At 38.5% G+C, this 17,517-nt stretch carries 17 protein-coding genes; 6 read left to right on the top strand and 11 right to left on the bottom strand.

What is annotated here, in order from left to right:
* Positions 1-33: 33 nt before the first annotated feature.
* Positions 34-1,101: a cytochrome c oxidase subunit II gene (coxB, locus tag AC6CH1_RS01965; RefSeq protein WP_251689550.1), complete on the bottom strand. Its 1,068-nt coding sequence runs from the start codon at positions 1,099-1,101 to the stop codon at positions 34-36.
* 895 nt (positions 1,102-1,996) lie between these two features.
* Here coxB and AC6CH1_RS01960 point away from each other — a divergent pair.
* Complete coding sequence (locus AC6CH1_RS01960; protein ID WP_498316205.1) at positions 1,997-2,908, top strand: COX15/CtaA family protein; 912 nt, start codon at positions 1,997-1,999, stop codon at positions 2,906-2,908.
* Positions 2,909-3,072: 164 nt separating this feature from the next.
* On the opposite strand, the gene pyc is transcribed toward AC6CH1_RS01960, so the two are convergent.
* The 3 genes from pyc to AC6CH1_RS01945 are packed head-to-tail and all read right to left on the bottom strand — an operon-like array spanning position 3,073 to position 8,039.
* Positions 3,073-6,507, bottom strand: a complete 3,435-nt coding sequence (gene pyc, locus AC6CH1_RS01955; protein WP_498316204.1) for a pyruvate carboxylase — start codon at positions 6,505-6,507, stop codon at positions 3,073-3,075.
* Positions 6,508-6,524: 17 nt separating this feature from the next.
* Complete coding sequence (locus AC6CH1_RS01950; RefSeq protein WP_251689555.1) at positions 6,525-7,697, bottom strand: FtsW/RodA/SpoVE family cell cycle protein; 1,173 nt, start codon at positions 7,695-7,697, stop codon at positions 6,525-6,527.
* A gap of 60 nt (positions 7,698-7,757) precedes the next feature.
* Entirely contained in the window at positions 7,758-8,039 is a 282-nt protein-coding gene (locus AC6CH1_RS01945; protein WP_251689557.1) for an Fpa/YlaN family protein, read from the bottom strand.
* 170 nt (positions 8,040-8,209) lie between these two features.
* On the opposite strand from AC6CH1_RS01945, the gene AC6CH1_RS01940 reads away from it, so the two are divergent.
* Positions 8,210-8,710, top strand: a complete 501-nt coding sequence (locus AC6CH1_RS01940) for a peptidyl-prolyl cis-trans isomerase (RefSeq protein WP_251689559.1) — start codon at positions 8,210-8,212, stop codon at positions 8,708-8,710.
* Between the two features lie 12 nt (positions 8,711-8,722).
* Positions 8,723-8,926, top strand: a complete 204-nt coding sequence (locus tag AC6CH1_RS01935) for a YlaI family protein (protein WP_251689561.1) — start codon at positions 8,723-8,725, stop codon at positions 8,924-8,926.
* Between the two features lie 37 nt (positions 8,927-8,963).
* Here the strand turns inward: AC6CH1_RS01935 and AC6CH1_RS01930 are convergent, their stop codons facing one another.
* The 3 genes from AC6CH1_RS01930 to typA form a co-directional block, all read right to left on the bottom strand.
* Positions 8,964-9,602 (bottom strand): fucose permease, encoded by a 639-nt coding sequence (locus tag AC6CH1_RS01930; RefSeq protein ID WP_498316203.1) that lies wholly within the window; start codon positions 9,600-9,602, stop codon positions 8,964-8,966.
* A 124-nt stretch (positions 9,603-9,726) separates the two neighbouring features.
* Positions 9,727-10,125 carry a YlaH-like family protein gene (locus AC6CH1_RS01925; RefSeq protein WP_435368066.1) on the bottom strand — a complete coding sequence of 133 codons (399 nt, stop codon included), beginning with the start codon at positions 10,123-10,125 and terminating at the stop codon, positions 9,727-9,729.
* A 24-nt stretch (positions 10,126-10,149) separates the two neighbouring features.
* Positions 10,150-12,000: a translational GTPase TypA gene (gene typA, locus AC6CH1_RS01920; protein ID WP_251689565.1), complete on the bottom strand. Its 1,851-nt coding sequence runs from the start codon at positions 11,998-12,000 to the stop codon at positions 10,150-10,152.
* A 128-nt stretch (positions 12,001-12,128) separates the two neighbouring features.
* Here typA and AC6CH1_RS01915 point away from each other — a divergent pair, with 128 nt between their 5' ends.
* On the top strand, positions 12,129-12,344 hold the full coding sequence (locus AC6CH1_RS01915) for a DUF5325 family protein (RefSeq protein ID WP_008403452.1): 216 nt from the start codon (positions 12,129-12,131) through the stop codon (positions 12,342-12,344).
* Positions 12,345-12,531: 187 nt separating this feature from the next.
* On the opposite strand, the gene AC6CH1_RS01910 is transcribed toward AC6CH1_RS01915, so the two are convergent.
* Together AC6CH1_RS01910 and AC6CH1_RS01905 are read right to left on the bottom strand one after the other, a co-directional pair.
* Entirely contained in the window at positions 12,532-13,329 is a 798-nt protein-coding gene (locus tag AC6CH1_RS01910) for an inositol monophosphatase family protein (RefSeq protein WP_427711091.1), read from the bottom strand.
* A 142-nt stretch (positions 13,330-13,471) separates the two neighbouring features.
* Positions 13,472-13,669: a YkzI domain-containing protein gene (locus AC6CH1_RS01905; protein ID WP_008403454.1), complete on the bottom strand. Its 198-nt coding sequence runs from the start codon at positions 13,667-13,669 to the stop codon at positions 13,472-13,474.
* Between the two features lie 176 nt (positions 13,670-13,845).
* On the opposite strand from AC6CH1_RS01905, the gene AC6CH1_RS01900 reads away from it, so the two are divergent.
* Complete coding sequence (locus tag AC6CH1_RS01900) at positions 13,846-14,469, top strand: YktB family protein (RefSeq protein WP_498316202.1); 624 nt, start codon at positions 13,846-13,848, stop codon at positions 14,467-14,469.
* Between the two features lie 200 nt (positions 14,470-14,669).
* Here AC6CH1_RS01900 and AC6CH1_RS01895 read toward each other — a convergent pair whose 3' ends face one another.
* Both AC6CH1_RS01895 and AC6CH1_RS01890 read right to left on the bottom strand, forming a co-directional pair.
* Entirely contained in the window at positions 14,670-14,939 is a 270-nt protein-coding gene (locus AC6CH1_RS01895; protein WP_079524933.1) for a UPF0223 family protein, read from the bottom strand.
* 22 nt (positions 14,940-14,961) lie between these two features.
* On the bottom strand, positions 14,962-15,921 hold the full coding sequence (locus AC6CH1_RS01890; protein ID WP_498316201.1) for an NAD(P)H-dependent flavin oxidoreductase: 960 nt from the start codon (positions 15,919-15,921) through the stop codon (positions 14,962-14,964).
* A 126-nt stretch (positions 15,922-16,047) separates the two neighbouring features.
* Between AC6CH1_RS01890 and AC6CH1_RS01885 the strand changes: the two genes are divergently transcribed.
* Entirely contained in the window at positions 16,048-17,517 is a 1,470-nt protein-coding gene (locus tag AC6CH1_RS01885) for an aminotransferase class I/II-fold pyridoxal phosphate-dependent enzyme (protein WP_251689573.1), read from the top strand.

The raw sequence follows: 17,517 nt of genomic DNA, 5'->3' as shown, positions 1-17,517 counted from the left end.
AACCTCCTTCAATGTTTCTCTCTAATGTAAATATTACTTTTCAACTGATAATGACATTAAATAGTCAGCAATTGCTTGTGCTTCTTCTTCTGTCACAAGTTTATCCGGCATCGTATTTCCTGGTTTGTATTTAGAAGGTTCATAAATCCAGTCTGCCGTATTTTCTACTGTATGTTCCATGTAACCAGCAACGCGGTTACGGTCGCCGAAAGTTGTTAAGTTAGGACCTAATCCATTGCCTGCAACTCCGGACACTGCGTGACATCCTAAGCAAGAGTTGGCAAATGTTGCTTCACCTAAATTAGATGACTCTTTATCTGCTGTGGCACCTTCAGTAGCCTGCATTGCTGTAACCCATGCGTTGAATGCTTCCGGCTCAAGTGCTTTTACTTTGAAGTCCATTAAAGCATGTGAAGGACCGCATAACTCCGCACATTTACCATAGAATACGCCTTCACCATCGTTTAAACCGGCTGATTCTCTATCAAACTGTAAATAGAATTTGTTAATGCCATCAACGTTTGTATCCATCTTTCCGCCAATAGCCGGAATCCAGAATGAGTGCTTTACATCAGATGCGATTAAGTTGAAGTATACTTTTTCATCAGTTGGAACAACCAGTTCCTGTGCTGTAATAATTCCTTGGTTTGGATATTCAAATTCCCACCAGTATAACTTTGCCGTAACATTTACTGTAAGTGCAGTATTGTTACCGCTTTCGTCTACTTCGTCCATTGCAGCAACATTCGAAAATTTATACGTATAGTGCAGCGTTGGAACAGCTAAGACTAATAATAAAATAATTGGAATAACTGTCCAAATCACCTCTAAAGTATGGCTGCCTTCCACTTGCTTTGGCATATGGTCTTCGCCAACTTTTGAACGGCGGAATTTAAAGAAAGCAACTAAATAAATTGTCGATACGACAATAACGACTAATGCCATAATAGCTATGGATAAATATAAGATGTTTAATTGCTCTTTACCGACTTGACCAGATGGACGAAGCGTCGAGATATACTCTTCACCACATGCTGAAAGGAATACTGTCATTACTGTTAATAACGAGAATAAACGCCATTTTTTAAGCCCTTTCATCATAGCTTAATAAACCCCTCTTTCTTTGTTGTATTTTCATGTGTAACCATGACTGCGGTTATGTCTATGTGAATTCTTGTACAGTGCAATACTGTACTGGAAAGAATCCCGATCTTTTAGCCGCCCACTATTTGCTGCTTCCCTTTATATTCAAATATTGATTAGTCTCCTGTTCTTCTAATCGTGTTAAGTCAAATACAGATTCGATTGGAAAAATTCTAATATATTTGAGTAAAGTTTCACTTAAATGATACGGTTCAGAAATTTATAAGTCCTCACATGCTGACAGCAGTCACTGCTATCGGTTACAAAAACCCGCTTACGCAATAGTAGGATTTTGAAATTACTGAGACATTTTTACTTATATCCCATTTTACTACTAAATTCTAGTTTATACTATTTTGCTAGAAAAATAAGCAAAATATCTAGAAAACTTCGATTCTTCTTTAAGCCTTCAGTAATGTGAAGTACAGATTCCTATCTTTATAAGTGCAAGAAAACTTAAAGAGTAATTGTGCTAAAAATATCTATAGTTCGACGGGGTTTTGGCAAAAAGGTCCAATAACTTACTTCTCCTTTCAAATTTGTAAGCATATTCCGTTACCATAACTATATCTAAATTTGGATAGGATTTCTAGACGTTTCATGAAATTTCAAACTACTTCACGACAAACTTGACGAAACATGCAGAAATCTTTATCAACAACTATATAGTAATGTATTTTTTGCCAATATTTGTGAATACAAGAAGACGAATTTATGAACAATTTGTGAAAAAATGGTTGCGTTTACAACCTAATCCCTATTATGGTTGTATTTTTCAGTTATTTTCGCTATTATCTAAAATTAGAGACGCTCTTTGTAGCGAAGCGAAAATTAAAGTAGGTGAGCTCATTTTATGCATCAAAAATATTACAAATTTCTAAAATGGTTTGCTGTTTTGTCTACCCTCGGCATGTTGCTCATCCTTCAAGGTGGAGCACTTGTTACAAAGACTGATAGCGGTTTGGGCTGTGGAAGAAACTGGCCGGACTGCAACGGTTCATTAATACCGAAAGAAATTACAACAGAAGTATTAATTGAATTTTCTCACCGTCTTGTAACAGGATCAGTATCCATTTTTATCCTAATTCTTGTTATTTGGACATGGCGCTCACTAGGCCATATTCGTGAAGTTAAGCTTTTAGGGTTTTTAGCACTGTTCTTCCTTGCTCTTCAGGCACTTATTGGGGCTGCCCAAGTATTATGGGGACAAGGTGACTTTATTTTAGCGTTACATTTCGGGATTTCATTAATCTCATTTGCGGCTGTACTGCTGCTTACCTTGATTGTATTTGAAGTCGACAAAAAGTTTGATGCCGATCGATTGTACATGAGCAGGAAATTAAAAATACATACTATTTGCGTTACTTTATATTCATATATAGTTGTTTATAGCGGGGCTCTTGTACGTCATACCGATGCTAGTCTAGTCTGTCCAGATTGGCCGTTCTGCCGTAACGATCAACCAATGACGATGCCGTACAATATGTATGAGTGGGTTCAGATGGGGCACCGTTTTGCAGTGTTAATCTTCGTGATTTGGATTGCTTATATTGCTATCCATGTTATCAGAAACTACAAAAACCAGCGGATTATTTTCTGGGGCTGGACAATCGCTCTTTCACTTGTAATTTTACAAGTGATTGCCGGCATGCTTGTAGTCCTGTTAAAACTTCACTTATTCGTTTCATTAATGCACTCGTTATTAATTACACTTCTATTCGGTTTATTATGTTATTTGATTATGCTAGTTTCAAGGTCGAAATAAATTAATTAGGTTTATAGTTACTAGAAAAGGGAGAATGCACTTAGCACTCTCCCTTTTGTTGTTCCACTGTAAAGCTCACGTCGATAAAGTAAATATAAAATAAGGAGCCGGAAATTTTAAATTAAAAATTTCCGGCTCTTTTCATTTAGACTCGGTTACTTATCCTATTCTAATTCAATAAGCAGATCGCCTGTTGAAATTGCATCTCCTGCTTTTGCATAGATTTCTTTTACAATACCGTCTTTTGGCGCTTGGACTGTTGTTTCCATTTTCATCGCTTCAGTAATTAATAAGTGCTCGCCACGTTTTACTGTGCTTCCTTTATTAACAACGACTTTTAGAACAGTACCCGGCATTGTTGCACCGATTTGGTTCGGGTTTGACGGATCGGCTTTCAGTGCAATGCTGCCGTCTACTTCTACCGTTAAGTCTTGAATTACCAGTTCACGAGATTGGCCATTCAGTTCAAAATAAATAATGCGTGTTCCATCATGCTGCGGTTCGCCGATTGATACAAGCTTAACAATCAGTGTCTTTCCTTTTTCGATTTCTACTTCAATTTCTTCACCAATTTTCAATCCATAGAAGAATGTAGGCGTATCGAGTACAGAAACATCGCCGAATGCATTCACAGCATCAGTATATTGCTCAAATACTTTCGGGTAAAGCGCATATGCGAGAACGTCTTGTTTAGACGGTGCTCGTCCACACTTTTCAGTTAATTCTGCTGTCAGCTGATCGAAATCAACCGGCGGCAACAATTCTCCAGGACGAACTGTAATAGGCGTACGATCCTTTAATACAACTTTCTGAATTTCCACCGGGAATCCGCCATGCGGCTGTCCTAAATAACCTTGGAAAAATTCAATAACAGATTCAGGGAAATCAATCGTTTGTCCACGCTCAACAATATTATCTTCCGTTAAATCATTTTGTACCATGAATAACGCCATATCCCCTACTACCTTTGATGACGGTGTTACTTTTACAATATCACCGAACATTAGATTTACACGGGAATACATTGTCTTCACTTCATCCCAACGGTCGCCTAAACCGACTGCTTTTGCTTGCTGCTGCAGGTTACTGTATTGACCGCCCGGCATTTCGTGTACATAAATTTCAGAATGTGGTGCATTCATGCCGCTTTCGAAATCAACATAATATTTGCGAACATCTTCCCAGTAGTAAGACAATTTTTCCAGGCTATCGATATCTGCCCGTACAGTACGCTCAGAGCCCTTCATTGCATAGTACAATGAATTGGCGCTTGGCTGTGATGTTAAACCGGCCATTGAACCTAGTGCTGTATCAATAATATCAACACCTGCTTCAATTGCCTTCGCATATAAGTAAATGCCGTTTCCGCTCGTATCATGTGTATGCAGGTGGATTGGCAAACTAGTCGCATCTTTAAGCTCGGAAATAAGTCGATATGCAGCTTGTGGTTTAAGCAGTCCCGCCATATCTTTAATTGCTAAAATATGAGCGCCCGTCGCTTCTAGTTCACGTGCCATATCTTTGTAGTACTGAACCGTATATTTCGCGCGGCTGTCATCTAAAATATCGCCTGTGTAACAGATTGCCGCTTCCGCTACTTTTCCGCTATTACGCACTTCATCGATTGCTACTTCCATTCCTTTAATCCAGTTAAGCGAGTCGAAAATTCGGAAAACGTCCACACCTGAAGATGCAGATTCCTGAATGAACTCACGAATCAGATTATCCGGATAGTTCGTATAACCTACCGCATTCGCTCCGCGTAACAACATTTGAAACAGAACATTCGGAATTTTCTTTCTAAGTTTTTCCAAACGGTCCCAAGGATTTTCGCTTAAGAAACGGTACGCAACATCAAATGTTGCCCCACCCCACATTTCAAGTGAGAAATAGTCATGCATTAGACGAGATGTTTCGTCTGCAATTTCAAGCATATCCTGCGTACGCACACGCGTTGCAAGCAATGATTGATGGGCATCACGGAATGTCGTGTCTGTCAGTAAAACATCTTCTTGCTCTTTAATCCATTTCACAAGTCCGTCTGCACCTCGTGCATCAAGAATTTGTTTTGTACCTTCTGGTGAAGGAATTAGAATATCTACTTTTGGCTTATCAGGCTGTACAAAAATCGGCTTTGTACGTTTTTCAACACCCGGGAATCCATTTAATGTGACATTTCCAATATAGTTTAATAGTTTTGTTCCACGGTCTTTACGTTCCGGGAATTCAAACAATTCCGGTGTCGTATCAATAAAGCTCGTATCAAACTCACCTTTTATAAATTTTTCATGTATTACAACATTACCCAAAAACGGGATATTCGTTTTCACACCTCGAATACGGAACTCACGTAAGTTACGGTCCATCTTTGCCGCTGCTTCTTCAAACGTCATTCCCCATGTCGAAATTTTTACAAGCAAGGAATCATAGTATGGTGTTACAACAGCGCCCTGGAAACCATTTCCTGCGTCCAGACGAACACCAAAACCGCCACTTGAACGGTATACCATCAGTTTCCCTGTATCCGGCATAAAGTCATTTGCAGGATCTTCCGTTGTTACTCGAGACTGAATCGCGTAACCGAACAGCGGAATTTTGTCCTGTACAGGAATTCCGACCTCTTTCGAATGAAGGTCAAGCCCTTCTGCTACTTTAATTTGTGCATGCACAATATCAAGTCCGGTAATCATTTCTGTAATCGTATGTTCAACTTGAATACGCGGATTTACTTCAATGAAATAAAACTGATTGTCTGCAACTAAAAATTCTACAGTACCTGCATTAATATAGCCGACATTTTTCATCAACTTAACAGCTGCATCACAAATCTCATTGCGGAGCTGTTCAGAAATAGAATTTGAAGGTGCAATTTCCACTACCTTTTGGTGACGTCGTTGAATTGAACAGTCACGTTCATATAGATGCACAATATTACCGTGTGTATCTCCGATAATTTGAACTTCAATATGCTTCGGCTTAATAATCGCCTTCTCCACATATACTTCGTCCGAGCCAAATGCCGCTTTTGCTTCAGATTTTGCACGATCATAAGCCGATTGCAGTTCTTCTTTGGAATTTACTAAACGCATTCCACGTCCGCCACCACCAAGAGCCGCTTTAATCATAATCGGGAAGCCGTATGTTTCACTGAACTGTTCTACTTCCTCCAAGTTTACTACAGGACCGTCTGTACCCGGAATAACCGGAATTTGCGCAGAAACTGCCTGTTCACGCGCTTTAACTTTATCGCCAAACATATTAAGATGCTTAGAAGTCGGTCCAATAAATTGAATACCTTCTTCTTCACAACGGCGCGCGAAATCAACATTTTCCGATAAAAAACCGTAACCAGGATGAATCGCATCCACATTTGCCTCTTTCGCAATCTTAATGATGCCTTCAATATCCAAATAAGCATCAATCGGTTTTTTACCTACGCCAACGATATATGCCTCGTCTGCTTTATAGCGGTGATAAGATCCGCTATCTTCACGAGAATAAATTGCCACTGTTTTAATATGTAACTCATTACAGGCGCGTAAAATACGGATTGCAATTTCGCCTCGGTTTGCAACTAAAATCTTTTGAATCGACTTCATTTCTCCTTAACCCCCAATTACTTTCTTTTTTCCAATTTGTGATGTGTGGATACATTAATAAGTATCCCCATTGCCACTGAGAGCAATAATATAGAAGTACCGCCATAGCTTATAAAAGGTAACGTTACTCCGGTTAACGGGATAAGTCCCGATAATCCACCTAAATTAATAAAAGTCTGTAATCCTATCCATGTAGAAATGCCCGCCGCTAACATTCGTGCAAGCGGATCTTTTGTTGACATCGCGATATAATAACCGCGCATCACAATAAAGCCTAAACCAAGAATAACAATTGATACACCAAAAATCCCTAACTCTTCGGCAATGATTGCCATAATGAAATCGGTTTGCGGTTCCGGTACATACCCCAGCTTTTGAATCGACTGCCCGAGCCCCCGACCTTCCAAACCTCCTGCTCCGATTGCATAATATCCGTTGACTACATGATAACCGGAATTAAGCGGATCACTGAAAGGGTCTATAAAGGAAGTAATACGGCCTCTTCGACTTGCGTTAAAAACCGTGTCCCATTTAAAGATTAAAATCCCGATTATTCCGACAACCCCTAAAGCCGAAAGCAGTCCAAAAATTCTGCCGAGCGTCTTACCTCTAAGTCCGCTCGTAATTACAACAACAAGTGCAATGGCTACAATAATAACTAGTGCACCGAGATCGGTTTCAAAACCGACAACAAGTACGATAAATAACCACATGCCCAACGGATACGACACATCATCAAATGTTAACAGCTGCATCGAACCCCGGTTCATACTTTTACGGTAAAAAGTTCCCGCAAAGAAAATAATAATAAAGAGTTTGGCAAATTCTGACGGCTGGAAATTCATAAGGCCGAACAGGCTGATCCAACTTCTGGAACCATTAACATTTTTGCCGGCTATTAAAAGCCATAACTCTAGTATAAACATAATTGCCAGCAAAAGACCTAATATAGATTTATTGGATAATCTTTTATATGGCGTAATGACAGCGACCGTAAACAAAATCAGCGCTAAAATTATATTGACGAGCTGCCGATTGTAATAAAAGTTCGGATTTGCATCATATTGAATAATAGAAACCCAAATACTCGAACTGTAGATCATGACAAGTCCAAATAACATTAACAAAATGTAAACGAACATCAACCCATAATCAAAATTGCGAAAATAATTTTTAAAATATTGTTTCATGTTATAAACCTCATCTTTGAAAAAAAAACTCAAACCGCAATGTAGCGTTTGAGTTTTCTTTTATTTGTCTGTATACGCATCATGTAATAAAGAAAGCTCTTTCTCTAACGAATCAAGAATTTGCTTGCCTTTTTCACGTTCGATCAGCCCGAGTCTCGCGGCAAATTCAATTTCACGCGATAAACCAAACATTTGTGTATCTAAAACTTCTTCATATAACGGACAAGATGGCATTGTCAGATTATCCATTTGTACGCGAATTAATCGAGCAATTTTATCTGCATCCGCAGTTAACAGCTCTAATGCTTTTTCCTGAAAGGAAGCTTGTGCTTTCGTATCCATGAGGACGCCCCCATCTATGATATTTCTTCGATTCTATCTTAGTAAAGTGTATCTTTTTACATTCAAAAATGCAAGTGTCTTTGTATGTTTTGCATTCAATTCAATTATATTTCTTTCTATGAGGAATCGCGTTATAATTATGAAGGAACATAGTGAAGGGGGACTTACAAATGACCGAAACAATCATTCCAATTAAAGGCGCGGTTAAATTTGAACTAACATTAGATCCTACTGTATGGATTTTTGATGATCGTAAACTGGATCTGAATACATATTTTGTTTCAGAAAAAGTTGAAGAAAATAACGAAAAATATTTACGTGACATGGGTGCACACTGGTCGCGTGAAATTATGGAAGGTGCAGTATTTCCGCCTACATTGAAAACAGAACGTAAATTTGACCGTAAAGGCATGATGACGGGCACATTCGGAATGGAAATCAAACCATTTTTGAAAAATGCCGAACTTGCTGATGGAGCAAATGAAGTTGTTTTTGAATGTACAACAGACGAGGAATTTGCATTTCCATTACAGCAGGCTGAAAGTTTCATTTTTAAATTCAGCCAAGAAGGAAAGCCACTTTTAGAAGATGGACCAGTACATGTGCTATTTGCTGATGGTTCAAATGTTGAAAATCCAATAAAAAATGTGCGTGCGATTCGTATTCAATAGGAGGATTTCGTCATGCGTGTAAAATGTGTCATTTGCGATACACTACATGAACTACCAAACGATTTACCTTTAGCAAAAAAATTACGCAATCGTCCAATCCATACGTTTATGTGCCCAACATGTTCGGAACGTATTTCCGAGAACACCCGTAAACGAATAGCAACAGGAAAATTCCGCTTTTTCCGAACATCATCGAAATTTGATGAAGAATTTTAAAATGCGACGGGCTCATAAAGAGCTCGTCGCATTTTTATTAATATTCAAAAGACTGTTCGTGGAATTTAAAGTCGACAAAGCTTTTTCCATTGATTTTGCTTAACTGGAAGAAGTTTAATACTTCTGTTTTTACCCCTTCAAAAACACGCTCTTCATCAACAACATACGCTTCAACAGTCACTGGTATTTCGCCGAATTGTGCTTTTACAGCATCTGCAATTTGCTGTGATGTTGCTTCTGAAACTTCAGCGTCCACTAATAAGTGCACAGTAGCTTTTTCCGCTTTCACATTTTCAAGTGCTGTCTGTTCTTCCAAGCCTTCCTGGAAGACATTCGACATAACTAATATCTCTTCCCCAACGATTGGTTGAATCAGTTCATTCACCTGCATGTTTACATTTTCACCAAAATATTCGCCAAAATATTTACCGTCTTTTACTTCAAAATCATACACTATTTTTGATGTTTCAGACTGGACCGTCACTTCAAAATCATCACCGATTGCAGGTGCCGTAGATTTTGTAACGACAAATTGATCGTTATAAATTTCACTTAATTCCGCTGCTGCATTATCTTCATTTTTCGCCGATAATACTGCAGGTATAAAAATAACGCAAGATATAATAATTAGCGCTAATCCAACAATGATAAAAATTTGCTTTTTAGTAAAGTTCATTTTTTCTACTCCATTTTAGTTATTATCCCCAGTAATGAATTATAACGCTCCGAATAAAGTGTTTTCAATTAAACCGACTTAAAAAAGAAGGGAATGTGTCCAAATTAACACATCCCCCTCTCTATTAACTTAGCTGTTTCGCTTCTTCTCGTTTTTCACGCCATAAACGTGATTTATAAATGATCAGAATTAACGCAGCTACAATTAAACCTTCAATCATCGGTAAAAATAGAGCTAAAAACGTTAACACCATACACCCTATAAACAGGAAAGTATAGATGATGACATTTCTGCCGAATGAAAGCTTTTTTGCAAAACCAAGTTTGTATACAATTGCCGACATAAGGAATACAAGAACGAATGTTGCATAGCCAGCTATTTCGTAGCTCGGTAAATTTTCGTATAAATATCTTGTAATTCCAGACATACGATTAAACACGTAATCACTTTCATTTGTAGATACCGTTGCCAGTAATACTAAATTTAAATAGCTACCAAACACAGCCGTAATATTCAACATCACTCAACCTTTCCTTAATGACGCCAATTAAGCTTCTAACTCAGCGTTCTTTTTCTTTTTAGCAACACGTTCACGTTCACCTTTATCAAGAATCTGTTTACGTAAACGGATTGATTCTGGAGTTACTTCTAAATACTCGTCATCACCTAAGTATTCTAATGCTTCTTCAAGTGATAAAATACGAGGTTTTTTAATAACATTCGTTTGGTCTTTATTCGCTGAACGGATATTTGTTTTTTGTTTTTGTTTTGTAATGTTAACAGTAATATCAGCATCACGTGTATTTTCACCAACAATCATACCTTCGTATACTTCAGTACCTGGCTCGATGAATAATGTACCACGGTCTTCTACTCCCATCATACCGTAAGTTGTAGCTTTACCGTTTTCCATAGATACTAATACACCTTGGTGACGGCCGCCAACTTTACCTGCTACTACTGGAGCGTAGTGATCGAATGTATGGTTCATCATACCGAAACCTTTTGTAATTGACATGAACTCAGTTGTATAACCGATTAAACCACGTGCTGGTACGTTAAAGATTAAACGTACTTGTCCAGAACCGTTGTTAATCATATCTAGCATTTCACCTTTACGAGTACCGATTGATTCAATAATAGAACCTACTGAATCTTCAGGTACATCGATTTGTACGCGCTCGATCGGCTCAGATTTAACGCCATCGATGTTACGGATGATTACTTGTGGTTTAGAAACTTGTAATTCATAACCTTCACGACGCATATTTTCGATTAAGATCGATAAGTGAAGCTCACCACGACCAGAAACTGTCCATGCATCCGGTGATTCTGTATCTTCTACACGTAAAGATACGTCTGTTTGTAATTGTGCAAGTAAACGCTCTTCAATTTTACGAGAAGTTACCCATTTCCCTTCGCGACCTGCGAATGGTGAGTTGTTTACTAAGAATGTCATTTGTAATGTTGGCTCATCAATACGTAATGGTGTTAACGCTTCTTGGTGGTCAACTGGACAAACTGTTTCACCTACGTTGATATCTTCCATTCCTGAAACCGCGATTAAGTCACCAGCTATTGCTGTTTCGATTTCTTCACGCTTAAGACCGAAGAAACCAAAGATTTTTGTTACACGGAAGTTTTTCACTGTACCGTCTAATTTCATTAGAGAAACTTGTTGACCTACTGAAATTTTACCGCGGAATACACGACCGATACCGATACGACCAACGAAGTCATTATAGTCAAGTAATGCTACTTGGAATTGTAATGGATCTTCTGAGTTATCAATTGGTGCTGGGATTGCTTCAATGATTTTCTCGAATAGGCAAGTCATGTTTTCTTCTTGATTTGCTGGGTCTGGATCTAAAGATGCTGTACCATTTACACCAGAAGCATAAACAACTGGGAATTCTAATTGATCTTCATCTGCACCTAGCTCGATTAATAATTCTAAAACTTCATCTACTACTTCCAGTGGACGAGCTGAATCTTTATCTACTTTGTTTACTACAACGATTGGTGTTAAACGTTGTTCCAATGCTTTCTTTAATACAAAACGTGTTTGAGGCATACAACCCTCATACGCATCGACAACTAAACAAACGCCATCCACCATTTTTAAGATACGTTCTACTTCTCCACCGAAGTCTGCGTGTCCAGGCGTATCAAGGATGTTGATACGAGTACCGTTATAATCTACTGCAGTATTTTTTGCTAAAATCGTAATTCCACGTTCGCGCTCTATGTCACCAGAGTCCATTGCACGTTCTTCAACACGTTCGTTTGAACGGAAAGTCCCTGATTGTTTTAATAATTGGTCTACTAACGTTGTTTTACCATGGTCAACGTGAGCAATAATTGCGATATTACGAATATCTTGACGTAAATTTGTCATTATTCCACTCCATATTCTTTTTTCAATTGTTTAACTGTGATATTATAGCACATGAAAGATTAAATGTCTTTTCACAATAATTAATTACATTTATTGTCACATATAAAAAGTATATGGAGGTATGAACGATGAATAAAGCAAAATTTGTAATGTTTATTTACGCATTAGCTGCGATTCTTTCAATGATTAGTATTGGTTTTGCATTTTCACTTGTTTTCATGACAGGGCCAAAATATGAAACAACAGGCTGGATCGGTGTTATTTTAGGTGTTATCGTTATGTGTGGAATTTTCGGTATGGCATTTAAGACAAAACGTAAATTCCGAGATCAAGGTTTACTATAGAAATAAAAACTTCGGTGACATAATCCAAAACCCCCATCTTTCTCTGCGAGAAAAATGGGGGTTTTTTGCTGTACTTCAAAATTGATTTCCATTCCTGGACGCTTTCCGCGGGCGTGACGCCTATAGTCTCAGGCGTCACGTTATTCCCGCTGGAGGTCCAATTAATTTCTACTTCTGTCATACCTACTTATTTATTTTTTTCTTCAATATATTTATTCAAAATTAACTGATGAATAGAAGGGTTGGCGATTAGGAATGTATCTTTCGATAAATAATCGAAATCTTTGCCTTCTAAGTTTGTCGCAATGGCCCCTACTTCTTTTGCAATAATGACTCCCCCGCCAATATCCCAAGGTGCAAGGCGCATGGACATATAGGCATCCAGCTTCCCGCTTACAACAAAGGCGATTTCCATAGCAGCCGAACCGTAAGAACGTGTACCGCGCACCGTACGAACAAGTTCGATAATTTTTTCATGATTGATGCGACTATTCGGCGTAACCCAGTTTGCATTGATGCCGATTACCGCCTCTTCGATTTTCACCGGCTGCAATCTACGCAGGGGAGAATCATTATACCATGCCCCTACACCTGCAATTGCATTAAATAAATCTTCCCTCATTACATCAAATATGTAACCTAGTACCCCGATACCATCAACATAAATACCGATTGTAATCATGAAATGACGATGCTGCTTCACAAAATTCATCGTGCCGTCAATCGGATCAATAATCCATACAACACCTTCCAGATTTTCAACCTTTTCGCCCATTCCTTCTTCACCTAAAATACGATGGTCCGGATTAAATGCCTTTATTTTTTCAATAAAAAATAATTCCGTTTCCCGATCTATATTCGTTACTAAATCATTGGGATTCGACTTTGTTTCGATTTCAATATTATAGGAAAATGCTGCTCGAATATTTTTTCCTGCTTCAAAAATAATTTCTTTTGCAAATTCATCCAGTTTTCTTATATCCATCGTTCATCCACCTTCCGACAACAATCGCTAGTTTATATATATGTAAAAATGTTGAGCATTTCTAAAGTATCCTTATTATAACAAAAAATCACTTGCTTTCTTACGTCGGCAAGTGATTTTTTATTTTGGAAAAGTTTTTTTGTTACGCATATGCATGTAAACCCTTTAATTCCTCTTGAATTTCTGTTAATCGTTTTTTAGATTTATCAATTTCAGATTGATTTTTGTCATTCATCGCCGCATAGAGTGTTGCTAGTTCATAATCCATTTCCAACATTAAAATCTCTTCGTATTGCTTTTCAATATCAACTTTGCGTATAATCTTAATCATCTGTTTCATAATAAATCACTTCCTCATCATAATTTTTCAGACTTTAACCAAACTGGATAATATGAGTAATTCATTAAGACTTCTAGCCTCACCCTTAATGTTTTCCATTGGTATAAAGTTTCTATTACAAGATTTTTTCCCAAAAAATTAATAAAATAAACATTAAATCGAAAGGAATTATAAAAATGAGTATTGTCAAATGGACTAAAGCAGACTTCCAAGTATTTGATATTGACGGTCTAGATGAACGTATGGAAGCTTTAACAACAATTATCCGACCGAAGTTTAATGAACTATCAGAAACGTTTACAGGGTATTTCAGTGCACAAACAGGTGAAGAGTTTTTCGGTCATGTTGCGAAACATGCCCGCCGTACTGTAAACCCGCCAAAAGATTCCTGGGTTGCATTTGCTCCTTATAAGCGTGGTTATAAAGCTCTGCCGCATTTCCAGATTGGGTTATGGGGTACGCACCTTTTCATCGTTGTTGCAGTGATTTATGAAGCGCCGAAAAAAGAGGAAATGGCACAGCGCTTACTGAAAAATATGCAAGTGATTAAAGATTTATCCGATGATTACGTACTTTCCGGCGATCATATGCAACCAGATACGATCTCTTTAAAAGAAGCGCGCACCGAAAAGCTTGAACAGCTCCTTATACGCCTGCGTGATGTAAAAAAAGGAGAATTTCTTGTTGGGCGTCGTATACCTGCAGATGAAGCAATTAAAATGTCTGCAGAACAATTTCTGCAATTGGCTGAACAAACATTTGATGAGCTTCTCCCTGTTTATGAAGTCATCAAAGGTTAATTGCATCCATTTATTATTAATATGTACAAAAGACTGCTAAACATTCCAACAATTTAAAAATAATTTAAAAATTCTTAAAATTAAACTAAAAGCAGCATTTTCCTCGTGGAGAAAAATGCTGCTCTTTACTGTACAGAAGATACATTTTTTTATATGCCTTGCCTTATCCAAGAACTTCTTCTGTCACAGCTTCGTTTTTATTACATTCTCACAATTTGCCCGTCCGCTAATTCTTTTGCAAGCTTTACGACACGGTATGGTACATAAGAGCTTGCCTGTTCGAATTCACGGCAGATTGTTTTTTCTTCCGCCTGGGAAGGTACAATTTCTTTAAATCGTTTGTAGCGTGCCATGACTAGTTCACGCTTTGCCCCTTTTTCGTAAGCCATTTCCACCACTTCAAAAAAGCGTACGACATCGACCATTTCATCGGTTGTCCAGTCCGTCGATAACGGGTATGAATATTCCATAGTTATTACCTGCCTTTAATTATTACTGACCCCATTTTAAACGGATTTTTTCCGCTTGTACAACCATACGCTGAATTAATTCTTCAGCTGTCGGTACATCTTGAATTAATCCCGTTACTTGACCCGCCCAGCCGTAACCTTTTGTCGCATCGCCACCGTAAATGAAATTTTTGTTTGCTTCACCGCTAATATATGATTTCAGCGCTTCATATGTAGGCGTTTTTTGCTCTACTTCTAAAATCTCATCTGTAAATGCATTGCGGATTACTCGGGCAGGTGCACCGATCGAGCGTTTAATAATCGTCGTATCCGTTTCTTCACTTTCAATCAGTGCCTGTTTATATGCTAGAGAAGCGTGTACACATTCTTTTGTCGCAATAAAGCGTGTCCCCATTTCAATTCCTTCCGCCCCTAATGCATGTGCTGCCATCCATCCTCGACCATCTCCAATTCCCCCTGAAGCGATAACCGGAATCGATACACTATCGACTACTTGCGGTACGAGCACCATTGTTCCGACATCATCTCTTCCTAAATGGCCACCGCCTTCTTGTCCAACTACCATAACTGCATCCGCTCCCAGCTGTTCAGCTTTCTGAGCTTGTCGTTTCGCAGCAACGAGTACAAGTTTTTTACATGATGCATCTTTTAATATTTCGAATATCGGTGCAGGATTTCCCCCAGTAATTGTTACTACAGGTACATCCATTTCACCAGCCACCTCGATCATCTTTTCGTATCCTTTTCCATGCATTCCTATCGCAAAGTTTACTCCAAATGGCCGATCTGTCATTTCTCTCACTTTTTTTATTTCTTCTTTTAACGCTTCCGGTGACGGCAAGCTCATTGCGGTAATCTGTCCTAGGGCTCCTGCATTTGAAACCGCTGCAGCAAGCTCCGAGTAGGCCAGGTATGCTAATCCCCCCTGAATAATCGGGTATTGAATTTGTAGTAAATCAGTTACTTTTGTTTGCCATTTCATTGTTATTCCTCCTAAAATAATAACTGTCAATTCAGTTGATTAAAATATTTATATAGTCAGCAACTTTAATAGGTGCTATAATTCATTTGTTTTTAAAAAATACTATATAGTGAGGTGGTACCTGCGTTGTCACAGTTAGAGACTCCTTTGTTTGATGCATTACTTAAGCATCGCAACAGACACCCTATCCAGTTTCATATCCCAGGCCATAAAAAAGGGCAAGGTATGGATCCAGCTTACAGAGAATTTGTAGGCGACAACGTTTTATCAATTGATTTAATTAATATTGCTCCACTAGATGATTTACACGCTCCTAAAGGTGTGATTATGCAAGCACAAAACCTTGCTGCTGAAGCCTTTGGTGCTGACCATACATTTTTTTCCGTGCAAGGTACTAGTGGCGCCATTATGACGATGATTATGACTGTCGTTGGCCCAGGCGATAAAATTATAGTACCGCGGAATGTACATAAATCGATTATGTCAGCGATTGTTTTTGCAGGTGCTATCCCTATTTTTATCCATCCGGAAGTTGACAGTGAGCTCGGCATTTCTCATGGTATTTCACCAGAGTCCGTTGAGCGCGCATTGACGACATATCCAGATGCGAAAGCCGTACTTGTCATCAACCCGACATATTTCGGTTTTGTAGCAGATTTAAAACGCATTGTCGAAATTGTACATGCACGTAATATTCCAGTAATTGTGGATGAAGCTCATGGCGTTCATATTAAATTCCATGATGAGTTGCCGTTATCTGCAATGCAGGCCGGCGCGGATATGGCTGCTACGAGCACACATAAGCTTGGCGGCTCCATGACAGGCAGTTCTGTCTTAAACGTCAGAGAAGGCCTTGTAACAGCCAAAAGAGTACAGGCTGTATTCTCCATGCTAACAACGACATCGACTTCCTATCCCTTACTGGCGTCTTTAGATACGGCACGTCGCCAGCTTGCTGTCCATGGATATGATTTATTGGACGAAGCAATCCGTTTGGCAAAAGATGCCCGTAAACGCATTAATGCAATTCCGCATCTACATTGTGTAGGACGTGAAAAACTCGGAACTTCGGCTACATTTGATATGGATCCGTTAAAGCTGTTAATTTGCGTTAAAGATTTAGGCATTACCGGCCATGTTGCAGAAGAATGGTTACGTCATAACGCTAACTTAGAAGTAGAGTTGTCCGATCTATACAATATTTTATGCTTAGTAACAATTGGAGATTCGAAAAAAGAAATTAATTTACTTGTCAATGCTTTGACACGTATGTCGAAAAACTTCGAATCGGAAGCATCGATTACTGAAACAAATGTTCAAATACCTGAAATTCCCGCTCTTGCCATGACGCCGCGTGATGCATTTTATGCACAAACGGAAAGTATTCCTCTTGCACAGGCAGAAGGATATATTTGCGCAGAATTTATAATGGTGTACCCACCGGGCATTCCAATATTTATTCCCGGGGAAATAATTACGCAAAGCAATATCGATTTTATTAAGATGAATATTGAAGCAGGTCTCCCTGTTCAAGGACCTGAAGACAGTACATTAAAAAATATTCGTGTTATTAAAGAGCGGAAAGCGATTTATTAA

The organism is Solibacillus sp. GQ1 (assembly GCF_059758555.1).
Note: the sequence above shows the minus strand (reverse complement) of the source record. Positions and strands in the feature narration are given on the sequence as shown.

What these genes read in the sequence shown, in the direction of transcription:
- coxB (WP_251689550.1), bottom strand. Translation starts at nt 1,101, where the DNA reads ATGATGAAAGGGCTTAAAAAATGGCGTTTATTCTCGTTATTAACAGTA.
- AC6CH1_RS01960 (WP_498316205.1), top strand. Translation starts at nt 1,997, where the DNA reads ATGCATCAAAAATATTACAAATTTCTAAAATGGTTTGCTGTTTTGTCT.
- pyc (WP_498316204.1), bottom strand. Translation starts at nt 6,507, where the DNA reads ATGAAGTCGATTCAAAAGATTTTAGTTGCAAACCGAGGCGAAATTGCA.
- AC6CH1_RS01950 (WP_251689555.1), bottom strand. Translation starts at nt 7,697, where the DNA reads ATGAAACAATATTTTAAAAATTATTTTCGCAATTTTGATTATGGGTTG.
- AC6CH1_RS01945 (WP_251689557.1), bottom strand. Translation starts at nt 8,039, where the DNA reads ATGGATACGAAAGCACAAGCTTCCTTTCAGGAAAAAGCATTAGAGCTG.
- AC6CH1_RS01940 (WP_251689559.1), top strand. Translation starts at nt 8,210, where the DNA reads ATGACCGAAACAATCATTCCAATTAAAGGCGCGGTTAAATTTGAACTA.
- AC6CH1_RS01935 (WP_251689561.1), top strand. Translation starts at nt 8,723, where the DNA reads ATGCGTGTAAAATGTGTCATTTGCGATACACTACATGAACTACCAAAC.
- AC6CH1_RS01930 (WP_498316203.1), bottom strand. Translation starts at nt 9,602, where the DNA reads ATGAACTTTACTAAAAAGCAAATTTTTATCATTGTTGGATTAGCGCTA.
- typA (WP_251689565.1), bottom strand. Translation starts at nt 12,000, where the DNA reads ATGACAAATTTACGTCAAGATATTCGTAATATCGCAATTATTGCTCAC.
- AC6CH1_RS01915 (WP_008403452.1), top strand. Translation starts at nt 12,129, where the DNA reads ATGAATAAAGCAAAATTTGTAATGTTTATTTACGCATTAGCTGCGATT.
- AC6CH1_RS01910 (WP_427711091.1), bottom strand. Translation starts at nt 13,329, where the DNA reads ATGGATATAAGAAAACTGGATGAATTTGCAAAAGAAATTATTTTTGAA.
- AC6CH1_RS01905 (WP_008403454.1), bottom strand. Translation starts at nt 13,669, where the DNA reads ATGAAACAGATGATTAAGATTATACGCAAAGTTGATATTGAAAAGCAA.
- AC6CH1_RS01900 (WP_498316202.1), top strand. Translation starts at nt 13,846, where the DNA reads ATGAGTATTGTCAAATGGACTAAAGCAGACTTCCAAGTATTTGATATT.
- AC6CH1_RS01895 (WP_079524933.1), bottom strand. Translation starts at nt 14,939, where the DNA reads ATGGAATATTCATACCCGTTATCGACGGACTGGACAACCGATGAAATG.
- AC6CH1_RS01890 (WP_498316201.1), bottom strand. Translation starts at nt 15,921, where the DNA reads ATGAAATGGCAAACAAAAGTAACTGATTTACTACAAATTCAATACCCG.